Raw genomic sequence first — 23268 nt, 5'->3', positions numbered from 1 at the left:
GCCGCCACGGAACGGCTGCTACGTCAGGCGCCGGATCTCGACGCGACCTTCGCCGCCTCCGACATGATGGCCGCCGGTGCCCTGGCCACGCTCGAACGAGCCGGGCACCGCGTTCCTGAGGATGTCACTGTTGCCGGATACGACGACGCGGTTGTCGCCACCGGAACCCGGCCGCAGCCGACGACCTACGCATCCCCTGGCAGCGCTACGCCGATCAACTGACCAGGCAACTGCTGCGCCGCATCGACCGCGACGAACCGTCCGGCGTCCACATGCCCGTGGAACTCACCATCCGCGGGTCCGCCTGATCCACAACACCCGCACCCGCTACGTTGCTAGCACCGCAGCATGAGCTACGGAGGACCGGACGAACGTGTTACTGCGCCGCCATGCGATTTCCGCGGCGAATGACCAGCCGCAACCCCGACCAGATCTCATCGATCGCGCACACCTTGTTGTCGACCAACCCGGTCGGCAGCGCGACTTCACGGACAACGTCATCGGTGATGTCCGTGGGAACGGGGTCTGCTCCGGCGGTCGCCGGACAACGACGAACCCCCCTCAGGCCCGAACCGACGCTGCGTCGTATCCGACCGCCTTCCCCATGAAGACCGTGAACAGCAGCACGTTGCCGACCGGCCACGCCCACGCGTTGCGGCGCAGGCCGAACAGCGCCGACCCCAGCCCGAAGCCGTTTCCGACGATCTCCCGGTAGTAGATCGCCTGATCGCTGGTGACCTGCCACTTCGCGTCGTAGAACGACGTCAGCAGGTGATTGAGCCAAGCCACGGTTCATCCTAGGTCGGGCGCCGTTTTTCGGGGCCGATCGGCGGGGCATAGTGGTGAACGTGACCTCCAACCAGGGTGCGGCCCGGCTGTACGAGAACGGCAAGATGATCGCCGAGGGCTTCACGGCCGGCGAGGCGCCGGGTCTGCTCCACGAGCATCCCGAGGCGGTGCTCTGGCTCGACCTGTTCGATCCCGACACGGCCGACCTGCAGGCGGTGGCCGCCGACTTCCGGCTGCACCCGCTGGCGATCGAGGACGCGGTGCAGGACCACGAGCGTCCCAAGCTCGAGCGTTACCCGGGCCATCTGTTCCTCAACGTGTACGCCGTCGACATCGCCACCGACGCCTCGCAGTTCGGCAAGACCGAGGTGAGTGCGTTCGTGACCGATCGCGCGCTCATCACCGTACGGAAAAGCCCGAGCGACACCTCGCGGTTCGTTCAAAGATGGGATACCGACGCCTCCCTGGCCGCCAAAGGCGGCGTTGCCTTTCTGCTCTACGGGCTGCTCGATGTGGTGGTGGACGGGCATTTCTCGGCCGCCCAGCGGCTCGACGGCGCCATGGACGGCACCGAGGACCAGTTGCTCGAGGAGGGCGGCGCGCCGCGCCCGGTGCGACGGCACGCGATCGCGTTGCGCAAGACGGTGGCCGCGCTGCGCCGGGCGGTCGCGCCGATGCCGGAGCTGGTCGGCCGGGCGATGCGGGCCGACCTCGGGCTGGTCGACGACGGGCTGCGGCCCTACTACCGCGACGTCGAGGACCACGCGATGCACACCGTCGACGAGGTCGAGCATCTGCGCGACCGCATCGAGGGGCTGCTGCAGGCCGATCTGACCGAGCAGAGCAACGTGCTCAACGACATCACCCGCAAGCTCGCCGCCTGGGCCGCGATCATCGCGGTGCCGACCGCGCTCACCGGCTATTTCGGCCAGAATCTGCCCTATCCGGGCTACGAGAAGGTGTGGGGCTTCGCCTACAGCTCGGTGCTGCTCGTGATTTCGGCCGGCGGTCTCTATTGGTTCCTCAAGAAACGGGGCTGGCTCTGAGCATCTGATCCGCTACCCTGCCGGATGATGTTGGCGCTCATTGTTGGAGCCGTGCGAACCCGTACCGCGCAGGTTCTGACGGTGCTGATCCTCACCGCCCTGGCCGCCGCGGTTTCCGCGGCCGGGCCCTGGTTCGCGTTCGCGAGCCAGACGTCGGCCGCCGCGGCCGACGTCGCCGCGGCACCCGCCGACCAGCGTTCGGTGTCGATCCGGCAGATCACCCACATCAACGGCGACCCGCGGGCGACCGTCGGCCAGTTCGCCGGCCAGGTGCGCGACATGCTTCCGCTGCCCGCCGCCTCGGCGGAAAACGGCCTGGTGGTGGCGATGAGCGTCAACCGTGGCTCCCAGAACGACGCGATGCCGGTGGCGTTTCGCGACCACTTCTGCGACCACGTCCAGCTTGCGGGGCCGTGCCCGGCCAAGCCGCTCGAGGTCTCGATCAGTGCGGCGGCGAGTCAGCGGCTGGGGCTGCGGGCGGGCGACCGGGTCACCGAGGAGTCCTCGATCACCAGTCCGCCTCTGACCTTCCGGATCGTCTCGGTCTACACGCCGGCCGGGCCCGAATCGCCGTACTGGAGCAACGCCCTCTTCCGCGCGCAGGTCGGCCTCGACCCGGCCTTCACCCCGATCGACACGTTCGCGGCACCCGAGCTGGCCAACCCGACCGTCACGTTCGACATGCCGGTGCCCGACGCGCTGCTGCGCGGCGACGGCGGCTACGATCTGGCCGCGGCCCTCGACGTGGCCGACGCCCGGCTCGGTCAGAGCCAGCTGCACCTGGTCGACAACACCGCGCAACTGCTTACCGCGGTGGCCAAGGACCGGTCGGCGGTCAAGACGTCGGTCACCGTCTCGCTGGTGCAGGTGCTGATCCTGGCCTGGTTCGCGATCGGTCTGGCCGGCCGCTACACCCGCCGTGACCGGCGCGGCGACGCCGCCCTGCTCAAGCTGCGCGGCGCCACACCGCTGGCGATGCTGCGCCTGGCCTGGGGCCAGCACCTGATTCCCCTGACGGCCGGGGCGATCGCCGGGCTGCCGCTCGGCTATCTGACGGCCCGCGTGCTGGCCGGCCCGGTCCGCGACTCGGCCGATCAGAGGTCGGCGCTGGTGCAGTCGATCGCCGCGGTGGCCGCCGTGCTGGTCGGCGGGCTGCTGGTGCTGGCGCTGCTGGAGGCACTGGCCCAGCGGCTGCCGGTGGTCGAGCTTCTGCGTCAGATCACGTCGAGCCGCGGCGACTGGAGGTCGGGGCTGATCGACCTGCTGCTGCTCGCGGTCGCGGTGGCGGGCGTCTATCAGGCCCGCACCGGCGACGCGGCCGGCGGCCTCGCGGTGGCCGCGCCCGCACTCGTCGCGCTGGCGGTGGCTCTGCTGCTCGCCCGGCTGCTGGCCCGGATCGCCGATCGGGGCGGTGGCGCGGCGGTGCGGTCCGGGCGGCTGCGGCTCGGTCTCACCGCCGTCCAGGTCTCGCGGCGGCCCGGCACCGACCGGGTGTTCGCGCTGGTGGTCGTGGTGGTGGCGATGTTCACGACCGCGCTCGGCGGCTGGCTCGCCGACCGCGAGCACCGGGCCGTGCGCAGTGCCGCCGAACTGGGCGCGCCGCGGGTGCTCACGGTGCAGGCGACCAATCGTACGGTCCTCGAACAGGCGGTCCGCCGGGCCGACCCGCGGGGGAAACAGGCGATGGCGGCCGTTGTCGACACCACGCACACGCCTTCGGTGCTCGCGGTCGACAGCTCGCGGCTCGCCGCGGTCGCCCGCTGGCGGCCCGAATTCGGCGACATCTCCGCCTTGCCGGCGGCGGTCGCCGACAATCCCGGCCCGGCGTCGCTGCCGGCGGTCACCGGCGATCGCCTGACCGTACGCGTGGGGCACGACGGAGACTCGCCCGCCGTGCTGTGGCTGGTTCTCCAGCACGAGGGCACCGGCGCGTCGACCCGGGTCTCCTTCGGTGTCCTCGGCCCGGGCGACCAGACGCTGAGCGCCCCGCTGAACGGTTGCTCGGCCGCGCCCGGCTGCCGCATCGTGCGCTGGGAGGTCACCACGCCGACGGATCGGCAGGGTCGCACCTCGGCGGCCACCTTCCCGACCGCCGTCACGGTGCGGGGCCTGGCCCAGTGGAATCCCGACGCGACCGTCCTCGACGCGCACTCCCTGGCCGACATCGACCGCTGGCGGGCCGGCACGTTCGGCGCCGCCATGGACATCGACGCCTCGCACGGTGCCCTGCGGATGGAGATCGACGAGAACCCGAGCGGTTCCACCGCCACCGACGATCAGGTCTGGGCGGTCGACGAAGCACTGCCGCTGCCGATCGTCCTGGCCGGCCCTCCGCCGCACGACTGGGAGTTCGCCGAGCCGAGCCTTCAGTCGCTGGGTGCCGGGCTGACGCCGGTGCGGGTGGCCGGCACCGCGCCGGCACTGCCGGTGCTCGGCAGCGACGGCGTGCTGGTCGATCTCGACGCGTCGCGCCGTCTCATCGGCGACGTCCCGGCCGCCGGCCGGTTTCAGGTCTGGCTGGCCGCCGGGACCGGCCACGGTCTGATCGACACCCTCGAGCGGAACGGATTGTCCATCGTGGACGACCAGTCGGTCGCGGCCCGGGCCGGCCGGCTCGGACAGCAGGGGCCTTCGGCCGGTGCCCGGTTCGTGTTACTCGCCGGGGCGACCGGGCTGCTGCTCGCGGCGGCGACCATCGCGGTGGCCGGGGCGGTCGACCGGCGTACGCGGCTGGCCGAGCTGGCCGCGCTGAGGGTGCAGGGGCTCGGCGGGCGGGCGGCGAGAGCGGCGAGCTGGGCCGGGTCGGCCGGGCTGATACTGGCCGGCCTGGCCGGTGGACTGTTCGCGGCCGTGCTGGCGCGGCCGCTCGCGCGTACGTCCGTGCCCCCCTTCACCGACGGCTGGGCCGTCCTCGCCCCGCCCACCCCGCTGAGCGCCGTCGCGGTCCTCCTGGCCGGGCTGGTCGCTCTGGTCGTGCTCGGCCTGGTCGGCTGGCTTTCCGTGCTCCCGCTGCTGCGGCGGCTCCGGGAGGGACGCCGATGATCTCGCTCGTTCTCAAGATGATCTGGTCGCGGCGCGGTCAGGCGGTCACGCTCGCGCTGCTCGCCCTCTTCGCGGTCGCCGCCGCCGTCGCCTCGCCGGCCTATCTCGCCGCGGCCGACCGGGCGATCGCGGCCGGGCAGATCGCCACCGCCACCCCGGGCGAGCGCGGCCTGGCGATCACCTCGGTGCAGAACGAGCGGGACGAAGAGGCCGCCGGGGGACAGCTCGACTTCAACGACGTCGGCGCGGTGCTGGTCAACCTGCCCGGATTCACCTACACCTACTCGGCCGAGTTCCCGGCGATCGGCATCGAGAAGGGCCGCCAGTACGCCGACCGCTTCGTGTTCCGCCAGGACGTCTGCTCGCACGTCCGCATGGTCACCGGCCGCTGCCCGGTCGCCGAGGGCGAGATCATCATCGGGGTGGCGACCGCGCAGCGGCTGAAACTGACCGCCGGGCAGTCCGTGACGATGCAGGCCGGCAAATACACCGAGGATCCGCGTCGGGCGGGCTACATCCCGGACGGCCGGCCCATGAAGCTCGTGATCGCCGGAACGTACCGGCCGGGCGCGCCTGACGAGACGTACTGGGGAACCCGCGGCTACTTCACCGCCGTGCGCGGGCTCGGGCCGGGCGAGCCGGTCTTCACCAACTCGGCCACGCTGGACACGATGGACCACGGCGACACCGCCAAGGCCATCGACGGTACGGCCGGACCCGCGGCCCTCGACCCCGACCGCCTCGACCAGCTGCGGGCCGGCCTGGCCACGGTCAACTCGGAATCGATCCAGCTCGGCGCCGCGCTGCAGATCTCCACCGGCATGCCGGCCCTGATCGACCGGATCGACGCCGGCCGGGCCGCCGCCCACCTGCTGGTGCCGGTGCTGGCGGTGCCGCTGGTGCTGCTCGCCTGCTTCAGCATCTTTCTGGCCGTCAGCTACGGCACCGAGGGCCGCCAGCCCGAACTGGCCGTGGTCGCGCTGCGCGGTTCCCGGTGGTGGACCCGCTGGTGGCTGGCGACCGGCGAAAATCTCGCCTCGGTGGTGGTCGGCGCGGCCGCCGGATGCCTGGCCGGGCAGCTGCTGGTCAACCTGATCGCCGACGCCCGTTTTCCGGGCGCCGGCGTCGAACCGGGCTGGGGCTCCCTGCGGTACGCGCCGTTCGCCGCGCTCGCCGCCCTGCTCGCCGCCGTCCTCGCCCAGCGCCGGCAGTTGCTCAGCCCGGTCGCGACCCTGTTGCGCCGCAACGCGATCGCCGCCACCGGCCCGCGCGCGCTGGCCGTCGAGGCGATGGTCGTGCTGCTCGCGGTCGTGGCCACGGTCCAGTTGGCGATCTCCGACGGCACGCTGACCGGGGTGAGCCTGCTGGCGCCCGCGTTCCTGGTTCTCGCCGTCGCGGTGGTCGCGGCCCGACTGCTGCTTCCGGCCGTCACCCGGTACGCCGTGCACGCGCTCGGCCGCGGCAACCTCGGCCTGGCCCTGGCCGCTTTCCAGCTCTCCCGCCGCCCGGGTGCGCAACGGCTCTTCGCCCTGCTGGTCGCGACGGTCGCGGTGGCCGGCTACTCCGCCTGCGCGATCGACGTGGCCAACGGCGGCCGGGCGGTGCAGTCCGGGCTGGGTGTCGGCGCCGACCGGGTGCTCGACGTCGGCGGTTCGGTCTTCCGCAGCCAGTTGCTGACCGCGGTCCGCAACGTCGACCCGGACGGCAGGTACGCGATGGCCGTGGTCCGGCTGCCCAGCATCGGCCACAACGAGCCGCCCGGCCTGGCCGTCGACTCGACCCGCCTGGCCACGGTCGCCAACTGGCCGTCCGGCGGCCCGCCGGCGTCCGAAGTGGAACGCCGTCTGCGTCCCGATGCGCCGGAGCCGCTGGCCTTCACCGGACAGGACATCACCGTCGTGGCCACCGGCAGCGGTTTCGACGACACGAAGGACCTCCGGCTCGAGGTGGCGGTGTCGTCGGCCACCGGCCTCGGCGATTCCCTGGTGCAGCTCGGCAAGATTCACAATGGACGGTCCAGTTACGTGCAGCGGGTCGCCGCGTGCCAGAAGGGTTGTCGGCTCAACGGCATCGAGGTCGTGACCGCTTCCGGGAACGCCGAAGTCGCCGGCCAGCTGGTCGTCAATTCGCTCAGCATGGCCGACCCGACCGGTCCGCTCACCGATCCGGCCCGCTGGCGGATGACCCAGCACGGCACCCTCGCCGCCGACCCGACCGGGCTGCGGATCAGCCTGAACGCACCCGGCGTGCTTGCGGCCTGGATCAACCCGATCGACGCGCCGTTCCCGCTGCCTGCGGCATATTCCGGTGCCGCACCGCTGGCCGGCTCGATCACCGGCGCGGGCGGCAGCCCGACGCCGATCAAGTTGATCGACCGGCTGCCGGCGGTGCCCCAGGCCGGAACCCATGCGGTCCTGGTCGACCTGGAATGGGCCGACCGCCTCGCCACCGACGCCGGCCAGTCCCTGTCCCCCCAGGTCTGGCTCAACCGCCACGCGCCCGCCGACATCCTGGCCCGGCTGTCCGCGCAGGGCCTGACGATCACCGGCGACACCCGCTCCGAGCAGGTCCAGCGCCAGCTCGAGCAACAGGGGCCGGCGTTGTCGCTCTGGTTCTATGTGCTGGCGGGCACGCTGTCGGTGCTGCTCGGTGCCGGTGCGCTGGTGCTCGCCGCGGCGGTCGACCGGGCCCGCCGGGTCGAAGACCTGTCGGCGCTGCGCGGCCAGGGCCTGAGCCGGGGGCGGCTGGCCTGGGCCACCGGGTGGACCTACCCGATCCTGGTCGCGATCGCCGCCGTCGTCGGACTCGTCACCGCCCTGATCGCCTGGCTGGCGACCGGGTGGGCCCTGCCGCTGGCCGGCATCGACCCGCCCGACCTGCCTCTGCCGTCCTGGCCCGGGGCCCTTACCGTGATCGGCACGACCGTGGCGGTCTTCCTGGTCCTGGCCGTCGTGGCCGCGGCCACCGGGCGAGATCTGCGCCGTCGAGTGAACAGGAAAGAGAGGCACGCGTGAAGACGCTGACCGTTGACGGAGCCGACTTCGCCTACAACGGCGGGCCGCCGGTTCTCCGGGGGGTTTCGGTCGAGGCCCGGCCGGGGGAGATCCTGGCCGTGACCGGCACGTCCGGTGCCGGCAAGACCACGCTGCTGAGCGCCATGGCCGGCCTGCTGACCCCGGCCACCGGCCAGGTGCTGGTCGACGGCGCGAAACTGGGCGACCGCGACCACGCGGTGTCGCTCGGCGTGGTGCTGATCCCGCAGGACAACGGCCTGGCGGCGATCCTGACGGCGGCGGAGAACATCTCGGTCGCGGTGATCGCCACCGGCGGCACCCCGGCCGACGCCCGCCGGCGCACCGCCGAGTCGCTCGAGCCGCTCGGCCTCTCCGGCCAGGCCAACCAGCTGATCGAGGAGCTCTCCGGCGGCCAGCAGCAGCGCACGGCGATCGCCCGCGGCCTCGCCCTGCGCGGCGATGTCCTGCTCGCCGACGAGATCACCAGCGAACTCGACGCGGCGAACCGCCAGCGGGTGATCGAACTCCTCCGCTCGGAGTCCGACCGCGGCGCCGCGGTCGTCTTCGCGACCCACGACCCCGAGGCGGCCGCGGCCTGCGACCGCGAACTCCACCTGGTCGACGGCGAGGCGGTCTGGGTCCGCGAATAGCCGTCCGGTCCCGGCCCGCACCCGGCCGCGTACGCTGCGCCGCGTCGACGCGGGCGGCGAGATGCCGGCCGAGCTGGATCAGCGACCGTCTGCCTTCCACCTCGGCGTGGGTGGGGCCGTTGGGATGGGCGCGGCGCGAGGTTATTCGTCGGTCAAGGGCGGGTTGTGGGGGTAGGGACGGAAGGCGACTTCGTGCGCCGGCAGGAGGTGGCCGGCTACGAGGCGGCGAGGGGTGAAGCGGACCATACGGCCGGTGTCGCCCGGGTGGGGTGCGGCGGCCCAGTTGGTTTCGGCGGTGCCGGACAGCTGCAGGGTGCGGCCGGACGGGAAGTCGAAGAAGAGCAGGGCCGCTTCGGGGTCTACGGCCAGGTTGCCGAGGCTGTTGAAGAGGTTGTTGCCCGGGTAGTCGGGCCACCACAGGCCATCGTCGTCGACCCGGACGAAGCCGGGGGCGCCGCCCCGGTGGGAGGCGTCGGCGCCTCGCTCGGGGTTTACCGTGCCCAGGAGGAAGGTGTCGGCGGCGCGGATCAGGGCCACGTCGGCCGGCTCCAGTTCGGTGCCGTGGCGGACGCCGCCGGCCGGATCGGCGCCGTCGTCGTCGGGGGCCAGCAGGCGCTGCTGGATGTATTGCGGGCAGTTGCCGAAGGCCTGCTCGACCTCGACCACGAGGCCGTCGCCGGAGTCGGTGAGGAGGCCGTTGATCCGCACCCGGCGCCGGGCGGCGAACTCGACGGCGGTCAGCCCGACCTTCTGTCCGGCCGGCATCGCGTGCAGCGGGTCGCCGGCTGGTGGCGTGGCGTGGACGGCCAGTTCGGCCGGGGAGCGGACTTCGAGGAAGCCGGGCGGGCCGGTCAGGGGTGAGGTCCAGAGCTGCCCGGATGCGGATCGGCCGGTGACGACCAGGAAGGTGCGCTCGGCGAGGAACCCGGCGATGCCTCGGGACAGGGTCACCGGTTCCAGCATGCGGGCCAGCCGGGCCGCCTCCCCACGGACTCCCGCCTTCCGCTGGACCGCCAGCTCACCGGCGTGAAAGCCCGCGTCGGCCGGGGAGGCGGCGAGGTCAGACGGCGTCGTGGACATGCTTCCCCCACTCTTCTAACGTGTCAGATGCAATACATCCGTTAGAAGGTGTAGCACAGACTTCTAATGGATACAAGCCTGATCATCCGTGACAACTTCGCGGACCGGGGCGCAGGGCTCGACTTTGCCGCCGCTCGGATGTTGCATGAGATCACGATCGTCGATGGGTTGCCCGATGCTGGGAGGCAACGGATGCAGGCTGGGGAAGACGAAAAAACAACGACACAGTTCGGCTATCAGACCGAGTTGCGGCGGAGCCTCGGGTTCGCCGATCTGGTGTTCTACGGGCTCATCTTCATGGTGCCGATCGCTCCAATGGGGATCTTCGGGTCGGTGTTCCAAGGGGCCGGCGGGATGGTGGCCCTGGCGTACGTCGTCGGGATGATCGCGCTGGTGTTCACCGCCGCCTCGTACGCCCAGATGGTGCGGGCGTTCCCGCTCGCCGGCAGCGTCTACAACTACGCCGGCCGGGGCATCGCCACGCCGGTCGGGTTCCTGGCCGGCTGGGCGATCCTGCTCGACTACGTGCTCGTGCCGAGCCTGCTCTACCTGGTCGCGGCGGTCGCCATGCACTCCACGGTCGGCGCCCTGCCGGTCTGGCTGTGGCTGGTCATCTTCGTCCTGTTCAACACCGTCGTGAACTACCAGGGCATCAAGATCACGGCTTTGATGACGCGGGTGATGCTGGTCGGGGAGTTGATCGTGCTGGCCATCTTCATCGTGGTCGCGGTCGTCGCCCTCGCCGACGGCAAGGGGCACGGCTGGTCGTGGACGCCGATCTACAACTCGGACACGTTCACCTGGTCGCTCGTCTTCGGCGCGGTGTCGATCGCGGTCCTCAGTTTCCTCGGCTTCGACGGCATCAGCATGCTGGCCGAGGAGAACACCGGCGGCGCCAACCAGATCGGCCGGGCGATGGCGGCGGCCCTCGGGGTGGCCGGTCTGCTGTTCATCGCGCAGACCTGGCTGGCGGCCCTGCTCGTACCCCATCCGAGTGACCTGATCGCCAACGGTGACCCGGGCGGAACCGCCTTCTACGATGCCGCCCGCGTCGCGGGCGGCGGATGGCTGGCCACGTTGACCGCGGTGGCCACCGCGATCGCCTGGGGCGTCGCCAACTCGATGGTCGCCCAGGTGGCGACGTCGCGCCTGCTCTATGCGATGGCGCGGGACGGGCAACTGCCGAAGCTGCTCGCGCGGATCTCGGCCAAGAACCGGGTGCCGACGAACGCGCTGACCCTGACCGCGGTGCTCTCGCTGGGGATCGGCCTGTGGATGGCGTGGCGCGACGACGGCATCTCGCTGCTGTCGAGCCTGGTCAACTTCGGCGCGCTGACCGCGTTCCTGGTGCTGCACGTCGCCGTGTTCTGGCACTTCATCATCCGGAAGCACAGCCGCGACTGGATCCGGCATCTGCTGCTGCCGCTGATCGGATTCGCCATCCTGGCCTATGTGGTGATCAACGCGAACGTGGCCGCCCAGCGACTCGGCTTCATCTGGCTCGGGATCGGTGTCGTCGTGCTGATCGTCCTCTACTCGACCGGCCGGAGGCCGGAGTTGTCCGGCCTGAACGAAGAGGGAGAAGCATGATCCGCTACGAGATGGACGAGAAGCTGCTGCGCTACACGTTCGGCGATCATCCGCCGGTCGCCGAGGTGCCGCCGGGCAGCGTGCTGGTCACCAACACGCAGGACTGCTTCGCCGGCGCGGTGCGCACGGTCGGCGACCTGCCGTCCGCGGTGTGCCCCGCGTTCAACCCGGTGACCGGGCCCTTCTTCGTCCCGGGGGCCGAGCCGGGCGACACCCTCGCCCTTCATTTCCGTACGATCGAGCCGTCCCGCGACTGGGGCATGTCGTCGACGTTCCCGCACTTCGGGGCCCTGACCACGACGCACACCACGGCGATGCTGCACCCGCCGCTGGAGGAGCGCGTCTGGAAGTACGACATCGACATCCCGGCCGGCACGATCACGTTCCGGGCCCGGCGCAGCGATCACACGTTCACCCTGCCGATGGACCCGATGCTCGGCACGGTCGGGGTGGCTCCGGCGGCCGGCGAGGCGCGGGCGACGATCGTCCCCGACGCGCACGGCGGCAACCTCGACACCCCGGAGATCCGGCCCGGCACCACGGTCTATCTGGGGGTCAACGTGCCGGGCGCGCTGTTCGCGTTCGGCGACGGGCACGCCCGGCAGGGTTACGGCGAGGTCTGCGGCGTCGCGGTCGAGACGGCCATGAACGTGACCGTCGCGGTCGACCTGATCAAGGGCACGCCGACGCCCTGGCCGCGGGTCGAGACCGACGACCGGCTGATTTCGATCGGGGCGGCCCGGCCGCTCGAGGACGCCTACCGCATCTCCCAGCACGACCTGATCACCTGGGTGGCCGGGCTGACCGGGCTGGAGACGCTGGACGCCTACCAGCTGATCTCGCAGGCGGGCACGGCCGCACCGGGCAACGTCTGCGATCCCAACTACACGATGCACGCCGCCATCGCCAAGTCGATCATTCCTGGGCTGCGCGGCTATGGCGGCGTACACGAGAACCTGAGGAACCTGCAACCGTAAGGTTGCGTCTCACCGGGTCGATGTGCAACTGTGAGGTTGCACATCGACAACGGGAGGATCCATGAGCCAGGACAAGATCGAGCGGGAGACCTTCGTCAAAGCCACGCCCGAGCGGGTGTGGGCGGTGCTGACCGAGCCGGCCGAGGTCGACGGATGGTTCAGCCCGGGCGGCCCGTCCGAGATCGACCTGCGGCCGGGCGGCGTCATGACGCTCAACCACGGACAGCACGGGACGTTCCCGATGCTGATCGTGACCGTCGACCCGCCGCGTCACTTCGCGTACCGCTGGGCGAGCGCCTATCCGGCCGAGAAGGCCACCGAGGATAATTCGACGCTGGTCCAGTTCTTCCTCGAACCGGAGGCCGAAGGCACCCGGGTGCGGCTGGTCGAGTCCGGCTTCGCCGGTCTTTCGATCCCGGCCGACGCCGAGGCGACCGCCGGCTACGACAGCCACGCGGGCGGCTGGACCGAAATGGTCAACGTCCTGCGGGAGCACGCCGAGAAATGACGACCGAGCTCGAGGTGCTGTCGGCACTCGCCGATCCGACACGGTGGGAACTGATGGACCGCATCGCGGCCGGTGACGGCGCGACCGCGACCACACTCGCCGAGGGGCTGCCGGTCAGCCGGCAGGCGATCGTCAAGCACCTCGGCGTACTGGAGCGCGCCGGCCTCGTGACCGGCCGGCGCGCCGGGCGGGAAATGCGCTATTCGGTACACATCGAGCAACTCGACGCCACGGCCCGGTGGATGGCCGCGGCCGCCCGGCGCTGGGACGGCCGGCTGGCCGCGATCAAGGCGATCGCCGAGTCAGGCGAATAGGGCACTCACCGATTCGCCGTTGTGGATCCGGCGCATCGCCTCGGCGAGCGCCGGAGCCACCGACAGGATCGTGAGCTTGTCGGTGCGGTCGGCGTACGGAATCGGCACCGTGTTCGTGCAGACGATCTCCTCGATGTCCTTCTCGGCCGACAGGCGGGCGATCGCGTCGTTCGAGAACAGCCCGTGCGTGCACGCGACCCGAACGCTGCGCACATTGCGCTCGCGCAGCCGGTCGAGCAGCTCGAACACCGTGCTGCCCTTGGCGATCTCGTCGTCGAGCACGATGACGTCACGGTCGGTGACCTCACCGATCACCGAGCTGATCACGACCTTGTCATCGGCGTACCGCTGCTTCGCCCCCGCCGCGACCTCCACGCCGAGCAGCCGGGCGAACGCCGCCGCCTCCTTGGCGTAGCCCAGATCGGGAGCGACCACGACGGTGTTGGCCAGGTCGTAGCCTCGGAAGTGATGGGCCAGTTCGCGCAGCGCGTGCAGGTGGTCGACCGGGATGCTGAAGAATCCGTGCACCTGCGGCGAGTGCAGGGTCATGGCCAGCACCCGGTCGGCGCCGGCGGTGGTGAGCAGGTCGGCCACGAGACGGCCGCCGATCGAAATGCGCGGGGCGTCCTTCTTGTCGCTTCGGGCGTACGCGTAATGCGGCAGGACCACGGTGATCCGGCCGGCCGAGGCGCCACGGGCGGCATCGAGCATGAACAGCAGCTCGACGAGGTTCTCCTGGGTCGGCGGCACCAGCGGCTGGATCAGGAAGACGTCGCGTTCCCGGCAGTTGCCCTGCAGCTGCACCTCGATGCAGTCGTTGGCGAACCGGGAAGTCTTGGTCGGCAGGAGCGGGACGCCGAGGTGTTCGCAGATCTCGGTGGCCAGTTCGGGATGGGCGGATCCGGTGAAGACGGCGATATCGCGCACGGTGCCCACCCTAAAAGGCCCCGGCGGGACATTGTCGTCTGCCCTTCGCCCGGCGGTCACGCAAACAAGAAGGTTCGCTCCGCTGGGTGACCGATGAGGGTTTTCCGGACCGCCCTGAACAACCCACGTTCGGCGGGTCGTCACGGAAGCCGGATCTTCGCTAGCGTGAGCCCATGAACGGACTTGCCGTAGCGTGCCGCCGCGTCGTGCACATCTACCGCGCCGAGGCGGGCGACGTGGTCGCGCTGGCCGGCGTCGACCTGTCGATCGCACCAGGCGAGACGATCGCCCTGGTCGGGCCGTCCGGGTCGGGCAAATCCACGCTGATCGCGCTGCTCGCCGGCCTGATGCGGCCCTCGGCCGGGCGCATCAACATCGGCACCTACGACATGGGCAAGCTCTCCGACTCCGAGATCTCCCGCCTCCGCGGCACCGAGATCGGGGTGGTCCTGCAGGGCGCTTCCCGCAATCTCCTTCCGTACGCGTCGCTGCACCGCAACATCTGGCTCGCCCAGCGGCGGGCCGCGCACACCCGGGGCATCACGCTCGACGACCCCGACCGCATCCTCGACCTCGTCGGCCTGCCCGGTCAGGGCCGGCAGCGGCTCTCCGACCTCACCCCGGGCGGCCGGCAGCGGGCCGCGCTCGCGGTCGGCATCGCCACCGGCCCCGGCCTGCTCCTGGTCGACGAGCCGACAAGCCGCCTCGACACGGCCGGCCGCGACGAGGTGCTGGCGGCGATGGAGACGGTCAACCAGGAACGCCAGACCACGATCGTCGTCGTCACCCACGACAACGAGGTCGGCGCCCGCCTCGGCCGCGCGGTCACGATCCGCGACGGCCGGGTCGGCGCCGAGGGCCGCGACGGCCAGGACTTCGCGGTGGTCGCGGGCGACGGCACGGTGCAGCTGCCGCCCGAGGTGCTGGGCTCCTACCCGCCCGGCACCCTCTTCACGGTCCAGCACATCGACGGCGAGGTCACGCTGGTGCCGGGCGGCACCGAGCACCTCATCTGACGCGGCTGCAGCCCGACCCGGCCGGCTCGAAGAATCGGTCGCCCGGGCGGCGTTGGCGATGACGAAAGGCTGCGCGCATTGCGCTGGTGCACCGCGCTGCCATCGAGACGGCGGCTCAGCGCGGCGGTGAGGCGTGGGCGGGGAAGGGCCGGCCCGGCATCTCCGCGCCGCCATCGAGAAGCCGGCGGGGAGTGCCCCCGCGCGGCCTGGCGCATCCGCCGCCGCAGTGGCGCCGCCCGACCCCCGCTCGGCGCGGCGCCCCTGGGCTGCTGCTGTTAGGCGGCCGGGATGGTTGCCCACATGGCGGTGAAGGCGGCCGCCTCGCCGGCGAGCCAGGTCTCGATGTCGGACGGCTTGGTCGACGCGTCGAGGCGGTGGACCTGGCCGCGGCGCAGGTCGACGAAGACCGGCTCGGCGTTGGGGAGGATCTGGTCGATGTGGCGGGCCATCAGGTGCAGCGTCGCGGTGGTCGTCTCGGGGGTGGGCGGCGCCTCGTCGAAGTGCAGGCGGACGGCCTCGCGGCGGCCGTCGGCGTAGTGCAGGCCGAAGTGCGGGTTAATTTTGACCATCAGCGGGCCGACCGAGGCCAGCGCGTCGCGGGTCTGGGCCAGGCTCACCTGCTCGGGGTCGCCGAGCGAGTCGAGGTAGGTCTTGGCGCCGGCCGACACCGCCTCGTAGAGCGGCTTCCATCGATCTTTGACCAGGTCGACGACGCCGGCCAGGTAGCTCCCGCCGGTGCGGAACGCGATGTCGGCCTTGAGTGCCTTGACGAGCTGACCGTGCGGGTTGAACCCGGAGCGGCGCTCGCGGGCCTTGCGCAGGCCACCCACGAAGGTCGCCTTGGCGGGGCCGGTGCGGGTCACGTAACGCGAGAAGCCGAGCATCGTCGCATAGGGCGGGACCAGGGGCGTTGTACTGGACAAAACGGGCACGGTCACGTTGATCTCCTCGCAGGTCACGGCCGCTTTTAGTACACACATTCTAATCGACGGGTACGACATTCCCAACCGCCCGTAATCCCATGATCACTGTCCCGTCCGCGCGAACCTTGCGGAGTCCGGATTCAGGTTGCGGATTGACCCGCACGTGTCCGGTCTCGCCGGAGTGGCCAGCAGCCGACTACATCAGACCGACGGCGGCGAAGTCCGAGTACCTCAACAGCACATCAACCCAGCCCCCAGGGCCGTCCGAGGCGCGGCCGAGAACCCTCGACAGCCGCATGCCCGTTGCGGGTGTGTCTCACCGACCCGTATGCCAGGAGGCGGACAACCCGATTGCACGAGGCCGATACGTCGGAAACCATCGCCGGGAACCACGAGGAGAGGCGATCATGACACGCGTATTCCTGCAGCCTGACGACTTGCGCGACTTGGTGGTGGACCAGTTCGGCACCGACCGCAGACTTGCCGCCCTGGACCGGCTGACCGGTGGGAGCAAGAAGGGGGCGTCTACCGGCTCAGACTGGACGACCAGGCGACAGTGATTCTCTATGTCTGGGCGGCCGGCGAAAACTACTGGCCCCCCGCGCCAGCCGTCCCCGACGATCCGTTCACTGATGCATCGGGCGCCGAATTGTTCGCCGCCAACTATGCCGCCCTGACCGCCGCGGACGTGCGGACGCCACGGTTGCTCATGCTCGACCGCGACGGCCGCTACCACCCGGCCGACCTCGCGCTGGTCGAGGACGTCGGTGAGATGACGCTCGAAACTCTCATGGAACAAGACCCAGCCGCAGCCGCGACGCCATTGTCCGCGCTTGGCGACGCCCTGCGCCGCATGCACACCACACGCGGCTCCCACTACGGCAAACTCGCCGCCATCGCCCGCGGCGAGGCACCTCAGGCTCGCAGCACCGAGGACATCATCCAGGACCGCGCGCTCGGTCACCTCGGCGCGGCGGCCGCCCGCGACGCCCGGCTCGCCGACGCCCGCGAACAAATCACCGACCATGTCCGCCACCTGCATGGCTCGGTCACCAACCGCGAGGAATACGGGCTGATACACGGCGAACTCGGGCCGGACCACGTGATCGTCACGCCCTCCGGCGAACCCGCCATGGTTGACATCGAGGGGCTGACGTTCTTCGACGTCGAGTGGGAGCACGCCTGGCTGCAAATGCGCTTCGGTGACGCGTACTCCACGCTGCACCCGGTCGAACTCGACCCCAACCGCCTGGAGTTCTACCGATATGCCCAGGTCCTCTCTCTGATCGAGGGCCCCCTTCGGATCGCCGACACCGACTTCCCGAACCGCCAGTGGATGCTGGACCTGGCCGAGTGGAACATCACCAAGGCCCTGACCGCGATCTGATGACCAAGAGCAGGATTTCCGCAAGGTAAGTCCGAACGAATCGCGCCCAAACCGTCCGGACTCACCTTGCGAGTCACCCGTGCGTGCCGGGCCGGTAGCCCGCAACCGGCCGCGGATGCCGGTCGACCGGACTTTTGCGGATCTCATACTGTCGGGTGGTGGAGGTCGCTGAGATCCGCCGCTACCCGGTCAAGTCGATGCTCGGCGAGGTGGTGCCGCTCGCCGAGGTCGGTGAGCGAGGACTCACCGGCGACCGGCTGTGGGCGGTGCGCGACTCGGACGGCAAGTTCGGTAGCGGCAAGAGCACCCGCCGCTTCCGGCGAATGCCGGGCCTGTTCGAGCTGCGGGCATACGGGGCCGAACCGGCTCCGATCATCGAGTTGCCCGACGGTCGTCGCTTCTCCGCCGCGGACTCCGACGGGCATCGCGCGGTGGGGGAGATTCTCGGCCGCCCGGTGACGCTCGCCCCGGAAGGACCGGTCCTGCATCACGACGAAGGACCGGTCAGCCTCATCACCACAGCCTCGCTACGCCGCCTGACCGAGCTGAGCACCGGCGAAGCGGACGGCGTCGACATAGATCCGTTGCGGTTCCGGGCCAACCTGCTGATAGACGTTCCCGGTGGTGGTTTCGCGGAAGACAACTGGTCCGGCCGTCGATTGAAGATCGGCCCCGATGTCGTTCTGCACGTCATTCGACCGCTCACTCGGTGCGGGATGATCGATATGGCGCAGGACCGGGTCCGCGAGCGGAACGATCTTCTCAAGACCCTCGCCGAGCATCATGCGCTGACTTTCGGTGTCTTCGCCACCGTCGAGCGCCCGGGCCGGCTCGCCGTCGGCGATCCGTGCTCCTGGGCGTGACTCTCCAGGGCGGGTCCCGCTTCCGGATGTGACCAGATCGCCGACTCGGCGGCTCCGCTGGTGGCCGAGCCCGGTCAGCCCGCCGCGTGGATGAGCTGCTTTCCCGACGACCTGCCCCGCATTCGCCGGCATGCGCGGTGGTTGGCCGGCCTTGCTACATCTGAACGGCCAACGTGCTCGGGCGATTGACTTACGGGATATGCCGCACCGGCCGCGACGGTGCGTGTGCGTGCACCGACCAGGCGAGTGGAAGTGCGATCAGGACCACCGCCTGGATCGCGAGCAACGCCGCGACGATGCCCCAGCGGTCGGCCACCAGGCCGGCCCCCACGGCGACGAGCGCGTACAGCGCGCTGCCGAGCAGCGACCCGAGCGAACCCATAGTCGCGCGTTCCCGGTCGGTGAACTCGCGTTGCAGCAACGTCTGCTGGGCGATTGTCGACATGCCGTAGGCCGGTGACCCGAGCAGCACGGGCGAAAATACCGTCGGCTTGACCAGCGCCACGAAGTTCGCCACGTTGTCGAACAGCTCACCGAACAGCAGAGTGCGGGCCGCGCCGGCCCGGCCGATCACCCAACCGCTGACGCGGAAGCCGGCGAAGGCCACGCCATGGCCGAAGGTGCGCCACAGGCCCAGCGCCCAGAGCGGCCACAGCCCGGCCACGAAAACGGGCGACAACTGGGCCGCGCTTTCGCTGCTGTAGCGAAGCGCCGACACCAGCGTCATGCGGCGGAGCACCGGGTTACGGCGGATGCCGCGCAGGGCCGATCCGAGGTGCGCCAGCATGTTCGATTCCAGCGGGCCGTGCATGCGCGGTTCCCGGATCCGCAAGGCGACGAGCACGCACAGCACCTGCGGTACGACCGACAGGGCGACCACCGCGCGCAGCGACCACGCGCCGGCGACCACGCCACCTATGGCGGCCGCCAGCGCCAGCGCGAGCTGGAACATCGAGTTCACCCGGCCCGAGTGCCGGGGAAACTCCTGCTCGCGGCCGGCTCCGAGCAGAGTGTCGTACAGAAGCGCGTCGTTGTTGCCGCTCCACAGTGAGGTCGCCAATCCCTCCAGCACAACCGCCGCCAGGAGGAGGCCGTAGCCGGAAGCGCCGGCGTACCCGAGGTGGGCGGCCACCATCACGACGGCGCCGGCGATCATCGTGCCCCGCCGGCCGAGCCGGTCGGAGAGTACGCCGGTGGGGATTTCGAACGCCGCGGACGACAGCATTTTCAGCGCGAGCAGGCTTCCGGCGGCTGTGTACGAGCCGGTGACCTGCGCGAAGTAGATGACCATGATCGGCCCGTACATGCGGAAGTCGCCGAGGAAGTTGAACCAGCCCAGCAGGCGGACGTTGCGGCCGACATTCTCGTCAGCGAGGTTGGGAGCTGGCCTGAGCGCGGCGAACGGGGAAGTGATCAGGCGCCGGAGGAAGACAAGGGCAAAGTGGATCGAGGAACGGCGAGTGGACACGGTTGAGCTCCCGGTAAGGCGAACGGAGACGCCGAAAAGCGCCAAGGGCCGGTGACACGTGTGTCACCTCGCCCCGGCGACCGGGTTCTGGGCTGAGTTCGCTACACGCGCGGCGCTACGAGCCGGCGACTGCGGTCACCAAGGGGCGAATGGAAGCTCCAGCCGATGACTTGGACATCAGTACTCCTCGATTCCTAGGTGGAAGTTTCGGCAACCGGGGTCCGCCAGAACGCGTCCGGGAGCCCGGCCACCTCGTTGCCCGAGCGCTCCAGGTCGGCGGCCCACGGCAGCATGCGCTGGAAGACCGGTTCACCGGTTTCGGCGAGTTCCCGGATCATCGCGACGTTGATCTCGACGCGGGCGAGGAGCGCGTCGCGGATCGCGGTTCGGTCGGCGGTGTAGCCGTACGCGTCGAGGAGCAGGTGGAGCCGGCGGGACCGGTCGGCCGGGTCGCTGAATCCGACGCTCTCGGCCAGTGCGGGGGTCAGCAGTGGCACCCAGGTCAGCGCCGAGAACGCCAGGTCGCCCTCGCGCTGGGACGGGCTGGCGGTGTCCCAGTCGACGAAGCCGACGAGGGTGCCGTCGGCCCACACCGCGTTCCACGGCGAGGCGTCCAGGTGGGCGATCACGAGGTCGGGCTGCCACGTACGCCGGGTGAACCAGACGGCATCGCCGGCCGGCCGGAAGGTCGTGGTCGCGTCGTGCAGCCCGCGGAGCCAGGCGCCGACCTGCCGGAGCGCCGCGTCCGAGCGCACCCAGTCCGACCAGGGCCCGGTCTCGCCCAACGTCTCGCCGGGCAGGAACGTGAGGCGTTCACGACCCTGGTCGTCGAAACCGCGGGCCCGCGGGGCACCGTCGAAGCCGACGTCTTCCAGGTGCCGCAGCACCGAATGCACGGTCGGTGTCCACGGCTGGGTGGGGCGCCGGACCTCGTCCCCGACGCGTACAGCTCCGAAGCTGCGCCCACCGGGCAGCCGTTCTTCCGTCATGGGTCGGGTTTATCGTGATCCGAGGTCTACGGCGACCGAATTAAACGACCCGAAAGGTGATCATGACACGGGGGTTCCTGCGGCCGGACGACGTACGCCACCTGGTGACCGACCAGCTCGGCTCGGACCTCGACCTGGCCGAGTGGAAGATCACCGAAGCCCTCGCCGCGATCTGATGACCCCGGACCTGCGCTTCGCCCGCGCCACCGACGGCGTGACGGTGGGCTATCAGGTCTTCGGGCACGGGCCGGTGCTGGTCTGGCTGCCGTCGCTGAGCAACATCGTGGCGCAGTGGCGGGTGCCGGCGTTGCGGGCGGCGTACGAAGCGCTGGCCCGGCACCTGACCGTGGTCCTCTACGACGGGCGGGGGACCGGCAGCTCCGACCGGCGGATCGACCTCGCCGATCTGGGCGTCGACGCCCACCTCCGGGACCTGACCGCGGTCCTCGACGACGCCGGCGTCCAGCACGCCTCGCTGCTCGGCTACTACCACTCGGTGACGACCGCCATCGCGTACGCCGCCCGCCGGCCCGATCGGGTCGATCGGATGGTCCTGTTCGGCGGGTCGCCGCGCCTGCGCGAGGTGATGGGCCCGGCCCAGACCCAGGCACTGCTGTCCCTGGTCGACCAGGACTGGGGGCTTTTCGCCGACGCGGCGGCGACGGCCTGGCTGGGCTGGGACGCGGCGTCGTCCGGTCGCTGGGCCGCCGAGTCGTTCCGCACCGCGACGACCGCCCCGGTGGCCAAGGCGTGGTTCGGGGCGGCGCGCGACATCGACGTGACCGCCGAGGTCGAGCGGGTGCGCGCGCCCACCCTGGTCCTCCACCGCCAGAACGAGCAGCAGATGCCGGTCGAGGTCTCCCGCCGCCTGGCCGACCGGCTGCCGGACGGCCGGCTGGTCGAGCTGCCCGGCACGACCCCGACGCTGTTCATCGAGGATCAGGCGACCGATCTGCGGCTGGTCACCGACTTCGTCACCGGCGAGCGCACCGACTTCGTCACCGGCGAGCGCACCGACTTCGTCACCGGCCAGCGCACCGACTTCGTCACCGGCCAGCGCACCGACTTGGTCACCGGCGGGCGCGGCGAGCGCACCGGCCGGGTGGCCCGTGCGAAGAGCGCGCTGACACCGCGGGAGGCGGAGGTGCTGCGGCTCCTGCCGTCCGGCGACTCCAACACCGAGATCGCCCGGCGGCTGGGCATCGCCGTGCACACCGTGGAACGCCATCTGGCCAGCATCTACCGCAAGATCGGCGCGCGCGGCCGGGCCGAGGCGGTGGCCTACGCCATGACGGAAAACCCTCACAACATCTGACGGGTAGCCGGGATGTGCCGGCGCCCCCGCCGGACGACCATCGACGCATGGCTCCCGACAACACCTCCTGGCGCTTCGCCCGCGCCACCGCCCCGGCCGTGCGCGTGCTGGCCGGCCGCCGCCTGCTTCCGATCTGGGGCGTGGTCCACCATCGCGGCCGGGTCAGCGGCCGCGACCTGCGGGTTCCGGTCGCGGTGACCGCCGCTCCCGGCCTCTTCGTCATCAACCTGCCGTGGGGCGCCCGCACCAACTGGGTCCGCAACGTCCTCGCCGCGGGCGGCTGCACGATCCGCTGGCGCGGCACCGACCACCCCGCCGACCAGCCCGAGATCCTCGACGAGGCCGCCGCCCGCCCCTATTACTCGCGCGTCACCTGGGCGATCGCCGGCCGCCTCTTCCCGGCCGACGCGTGGCTCCTCCTCCACCGGACCTAGACCGGAAAGATGGGATTGGTGTGCGCCAGGCTGATCTGGCCGGCCAGGTGGGTGTCGCTGTTCCCGATCGGCTCGAGACCAAGGGCTACAGCGGGCATTCACGTGCACAAACGGACGCCCGCCCGCTATGCCGACGTCGGCCTCGCGGTCGAGGCCGAGGTGACGATCGGCACGATGGGCGTCGTCATCGGCCGCGCTCCCTGAGCGATCCCGCGCTGGCGGGGTCGGTTGCGCTGGCGGGGTCGGTTGCGCTGGCGGGGTCGGTTGCGCTGGCTGGGTCGATGGCGCTGGCGGGGTCGGTGGCGCTGGCGGGGTCGGTTGCGCTGGCTGGGTCGGTTGCGCTGGCTGGATTGGGCGCGCTGGCTTGGCCGGTCGCGCTGCTTATGCGGGAAGCCAGGGGCACGCCGAGCACGCAGCCGACGGCCAGGCCGATGCCGTGGTTGTTGGTGAGCAGGCAGAGCACCCCGGCCGCGGCCGGGATGGCGAGCGAGGCCAGGCGGAGTTCACGCCGCGTACCCCTCAAGCCGTAACCCACCGCGAGCGCGCCGACCAGGCCGCAGATCGCCACCGAGTCGCCGCCGCCGTGTGGCGACCAGCCGGCCGCGCTGACCACCTGGGCGGCCACGCCGGCGACCAGAAAGACGGCGAGCGCCCGCAGGTTGCCGAGCGTGCGCGCCGCGACCGGGGCGACCACGATGAGTGCGGCGAGGTTGAACACCGTCTGGAACCAGCCGCTCGACTGCACCAGCAGCGCGGTGACGACGCGCCACCAGCCGCCGTCCGGGTCGCGCTGCAGCGTGCCGATGATCGCCGGATGTATCGTCTGCCGGTGCCCATCACCGTGAGCGCGGCGACCAGGCCGGCGGCGACCGGCGGGACGGGTCGCCGCCACATGCGCGGCACGACCTCCCACGGCGGGCCGAAACCGGTCAGCGC

The 23268-nt window shown here is 71.0% G+C and carries 19 protein-coding genes and 2 pseudogenes; 14 read left to right on the top strand and 7 right to left on the bottom strand.

The genetic code is table 11. The features are described 5' to 3' along the window. Positions 1-222, top strand: a 222-nt coding sequence (locus AB0M88_RS22165; RefSeq protein ID WP_364105036.1) for a substrate-binding domain-containing protein, incomplete at its 5' end; no start/stop codon positions are given. A 378-nt stretch (positions 223-600) separates the two neighbouring features. Here the strand turns inward: AB0M88_RS22165 and AB0M88_RS22160 are convergent. Continuing rightward, positions 601-771: pseudogene (locus tag AB0M88_RS22160) on the bottom strand (nicotinamide riboside transporter PnuC); the annotation flags it as partial. A 77-nt stretch (positions 772-848) separates the two neighbouring features. Between AB0M88_RS22160 and AB0M88_RS22155 the strand changes: the two are divergent. Genes AB0M88_RS22155 through AB0M88_RS22140 form a run of 4 tightly spaced genes read left to right on the top strand, consistent with a single transcriptional unit; the run spans position 849 to position 8541 of the window. Then, positions 849-1835 (top strand): magnesium transporter CorA family protein, encoded by a 987-nt coding sequence (locus AB0M88_RS22155; protein ID WP_364105034.1) that lies wholly within the window; start codon positions 849-851, stop codon positions 1833-1835. Positions 1836-1886: 51 nt separating this feature from the next. Further along, entirely contained in the window at positions 1887-4877 is a 2991-nt protein-coding gene (locus AB0M88_RS22150; protein WP_364105032.1) for an FtsX-like permease family protein, read from the top strand. Further along, a complete protein-coding gene (locus AB0M88_RS22145) occupies positions 4874-7891 on the top strand; it encodes an FtsX-like permease family protein (protein WP_364105030.1) in 3018 nt (1005 codons plus the stop codon). Before AB0M88_RS22150 ends, AB0M88_RS22145 begins: the two co-directional genes overlap by 4 nt. After that, positions 7888-8541, top strand: a complete 654-nt coding sequence (locus AB0M88_RS22140; RefSeq protein WP_364105028.1) for an ATP-binding cassette domain-containing protein — start codon at positions 7888-7890, stop codon at positions 8539-8541. Before AB0M88_RS22145 ends, AB0M88_RS22140 begins: the two co-directional genes overlap by 4 nt. 141 nt (positions 8542-8682) lie before the next feature. Here the strand turns inward: AB0M88_RS22140 and AB0M88_RS22135 are convergent, their stop codons facing one another. Beyond that, a complete protein-coding gene (locus tag AB0M88_RS22135; protein WP_364105026.1) occupies positions 8683-9621 on the bottom strand; it encodes a pyridoxamine 5'-phosphate oxidase family protein in 939 nt (312 codons plus the stop codon). 192 nt (positions 9622-9813) lie between these two features. On the opposite strand from AB0M88_RS22135, the gene AB0M88_RS22130 reads away from it, so the two are divergent. The 4 genes from AB0M88_RS22130 to AB0M88_RS22115 all read left to right on the top strand — a co-directional run bounded on the left by AB0M88_RS22130 (position 9814) and on the right by AB0M88_RS22115 (position 13010). Further along, positions 9814-11211: an APC family permease gene (locus AB0M88_RS22130; RefSeq protein ID WP_364105024.1), complete on the top strand. Its 1398-nt coding sequence runs from the start codon at positions 9814-9816 to the stop codon at positions 11209-11211. Further along, complete coding sequence (locus tag AB0M88_RS22125; protein ID WP_364105022.1) at positions 11208-12188, top strand: acetamidase/formamidase family protein; 981 nt, start codon at positions 11208-11210, stop codon at positions 12186-12188. The genes AB0M88_RS22130 and AB0M88_RS22125 overlap by 4 nt, the downstream gene beginning before the upstream one ends. A gap of 61 nt (positions 12189-12249) precedes the next feature. Beyond that, positions 12250-12696 (top strand): SRPBCC family protein, encoded by a 447-nt coding sequence (locus AB0M88_RS22120; protein WP_364105020.1) that lies wholly within the window; start codon positions 12250-12252, stop codon positions 12694-12696. Continuing rightward, positions 12693-13010, top strand: a complete 318-nt coding sequence (locus tag AB0M88_RS22115; RefSeq protein WP_364105018.1) for a metalloregulator ArsR/SmtB family transcription factor — start codon at positions 12693-12695, stop codon at positions 13008-13010. Before AB0M88_RS22120 ends, AB0M88_RS22115 begins: the two co-directional genes overlap by 4 nt. Here AB0M88_RS22115 and AB0M88_RS22110 read toward each other — a convergent pair. Further along, complete coding sequence (locus tag AB0M88_RS22110) at positions 12999-13937, bottom strand: ribose-phosphate pyrophosphokinase (protein ID WP_364105016.1); 939 nt, start codon at positions 13935-13937, stop codon at positions 12999-13001. The two genes, AB0M88_RS22115 and AB0M88_RS22110, sit on opposite strands and share 12 nt — an antisense overlap. 173 nt (positions 13938-14110) lie before the next feature. Between AB0M88_RS22110 and AB0M88_RS22105 the strand changes: the two genes are divergently transcribed. Next, positions 14111-14953: an ATP-binding cassette domain-containing protein gene (locus tag AB0M88_RS22105; protein WP_364105014.1), complete on the top strand. Its 843-nt coding sequence runs from the start codon at positions 14111-14113 to the stop codon at positions 14951-14953. A gap of 275 nt (positions 14954-15228) precedes the next feature. Here AB0M88_RS22105 and AB0M88_RS22100 read toward each other — a convergent pair whose 3' ends face one another. Beyond that, complete coding sequence (locus AB0M88_RS22100) at positions 15229-15876, bottom strand: hypothetical protein (protein WP_364105040.1); 648 nt, start codon at positions 15874-15876, stop codon at positions 15229-15231. Positions 15877-16283: 407 nt separating this feature from the next. Here AB0M88_RS22100 and AB0M88_RS22095 point away from each other — a divergent pair. Both AB0M88_RS22095 and AB0M88_RS22090 read left to right on the top strand, forming a co-directional pair. Then, positions 16284-17263 (top strand): annotated as a pseudogene (locus tag AB0M88_RS22095) (phosphotransferase). Between the two features lie 158 nt (positions 17264-17421). Beyond that, positions 17422-18126: an MOSC domain-containing protein gene (locus AB0M88_RS22090; RefSeq protein ID WP_364105012.1), complete on the top strand. Its 705-nt coding sequence runs from the start codon at positions 17422-17424 to the stop codon at positions 18124-18126. Between the two features lie 190 nt (positions 18127-18316). Here the strand turns inward: AB0M88_RS22090 and AB0M88_RS22085 are convergent, their stop codons facing one another. Then, complete coding sequence (locus tag AB0M88_RS22085; protein ID WP_364105010.1) at positions 18317-19594, bottom strand: MFS transporter; 1278 nt, start codon at positions 19592-19594, stop codon at positions 18317-18319. Between the two features lie 194 nt (positions 19595-19788). Next, a complete protein-coding gene (locus tag AB0M88_RS22080; RefSeq protein WP_364105008.1) occupies positions 19789-20583 on the bottom strand; it encodes a phosphotransferase in 795 nt (264 codons plus the stop codon). Between the two features lie 175 nt (positions 20584-20758). On the opposite strand from AB0M88_RS22080, the gene AB0M88_RS22075 reads away from it, so the two are divergent. After that, positions 20759-21898: an alpha/beta fold hydrolase gene (locus tag AB0M88_RS22075; protein WP_364105006.1), complete on the top strand. Its 1140-nt coding sequence runs from the start codon at positions 20759-20761 to the stop codon at positions 21896-21898. A gap of 47 nt (positions 21899-21945) precedes the next feature. Continuing rightward, complete coding sequence (locus AB0M88_RS22070) at positions 21946-22332, top strand: hypothetical protein (RefSeq protein WP_364105004.1); 387 nt, start codon at positions 21946-21948, stop codon at positions 22330-22332. Positions 22333-22516: 184 nt separating this feature from the next. Here AB0M88_RS22070 and AB0M88_RS22065 read toward each other — a convergent pair whose 3' ends face one another. Then, the gene (locus tag AB0M88_RS22065) at positions 22517-23224 is read right to left on the bottom strand and encodes a rhomboid family intramembrane serine protease (RefSeq protein ID WP_364105002.1); all 708 of its coding nucleotides are present in this window, start codon (positions 23222-23224) and stop codon (positions 22517-22519) included. Positions 23225-23268: the final 44 nt, after the last annotated feature.

Source organism: Actinoplanes sp. NPDC051411 (genome assembly GCF_040682075.1).
Lineage (GTDB): Bacteria > Actinomycetota > Actinomycetes > Mycobacteriales > Micromonosporaceae > Actinoplanes.
The sequence above is the reverse complement of the archived record's forward strand: the minus strand, read 5'-3'. Positions and strand labels throughout refer to the sequence as shown.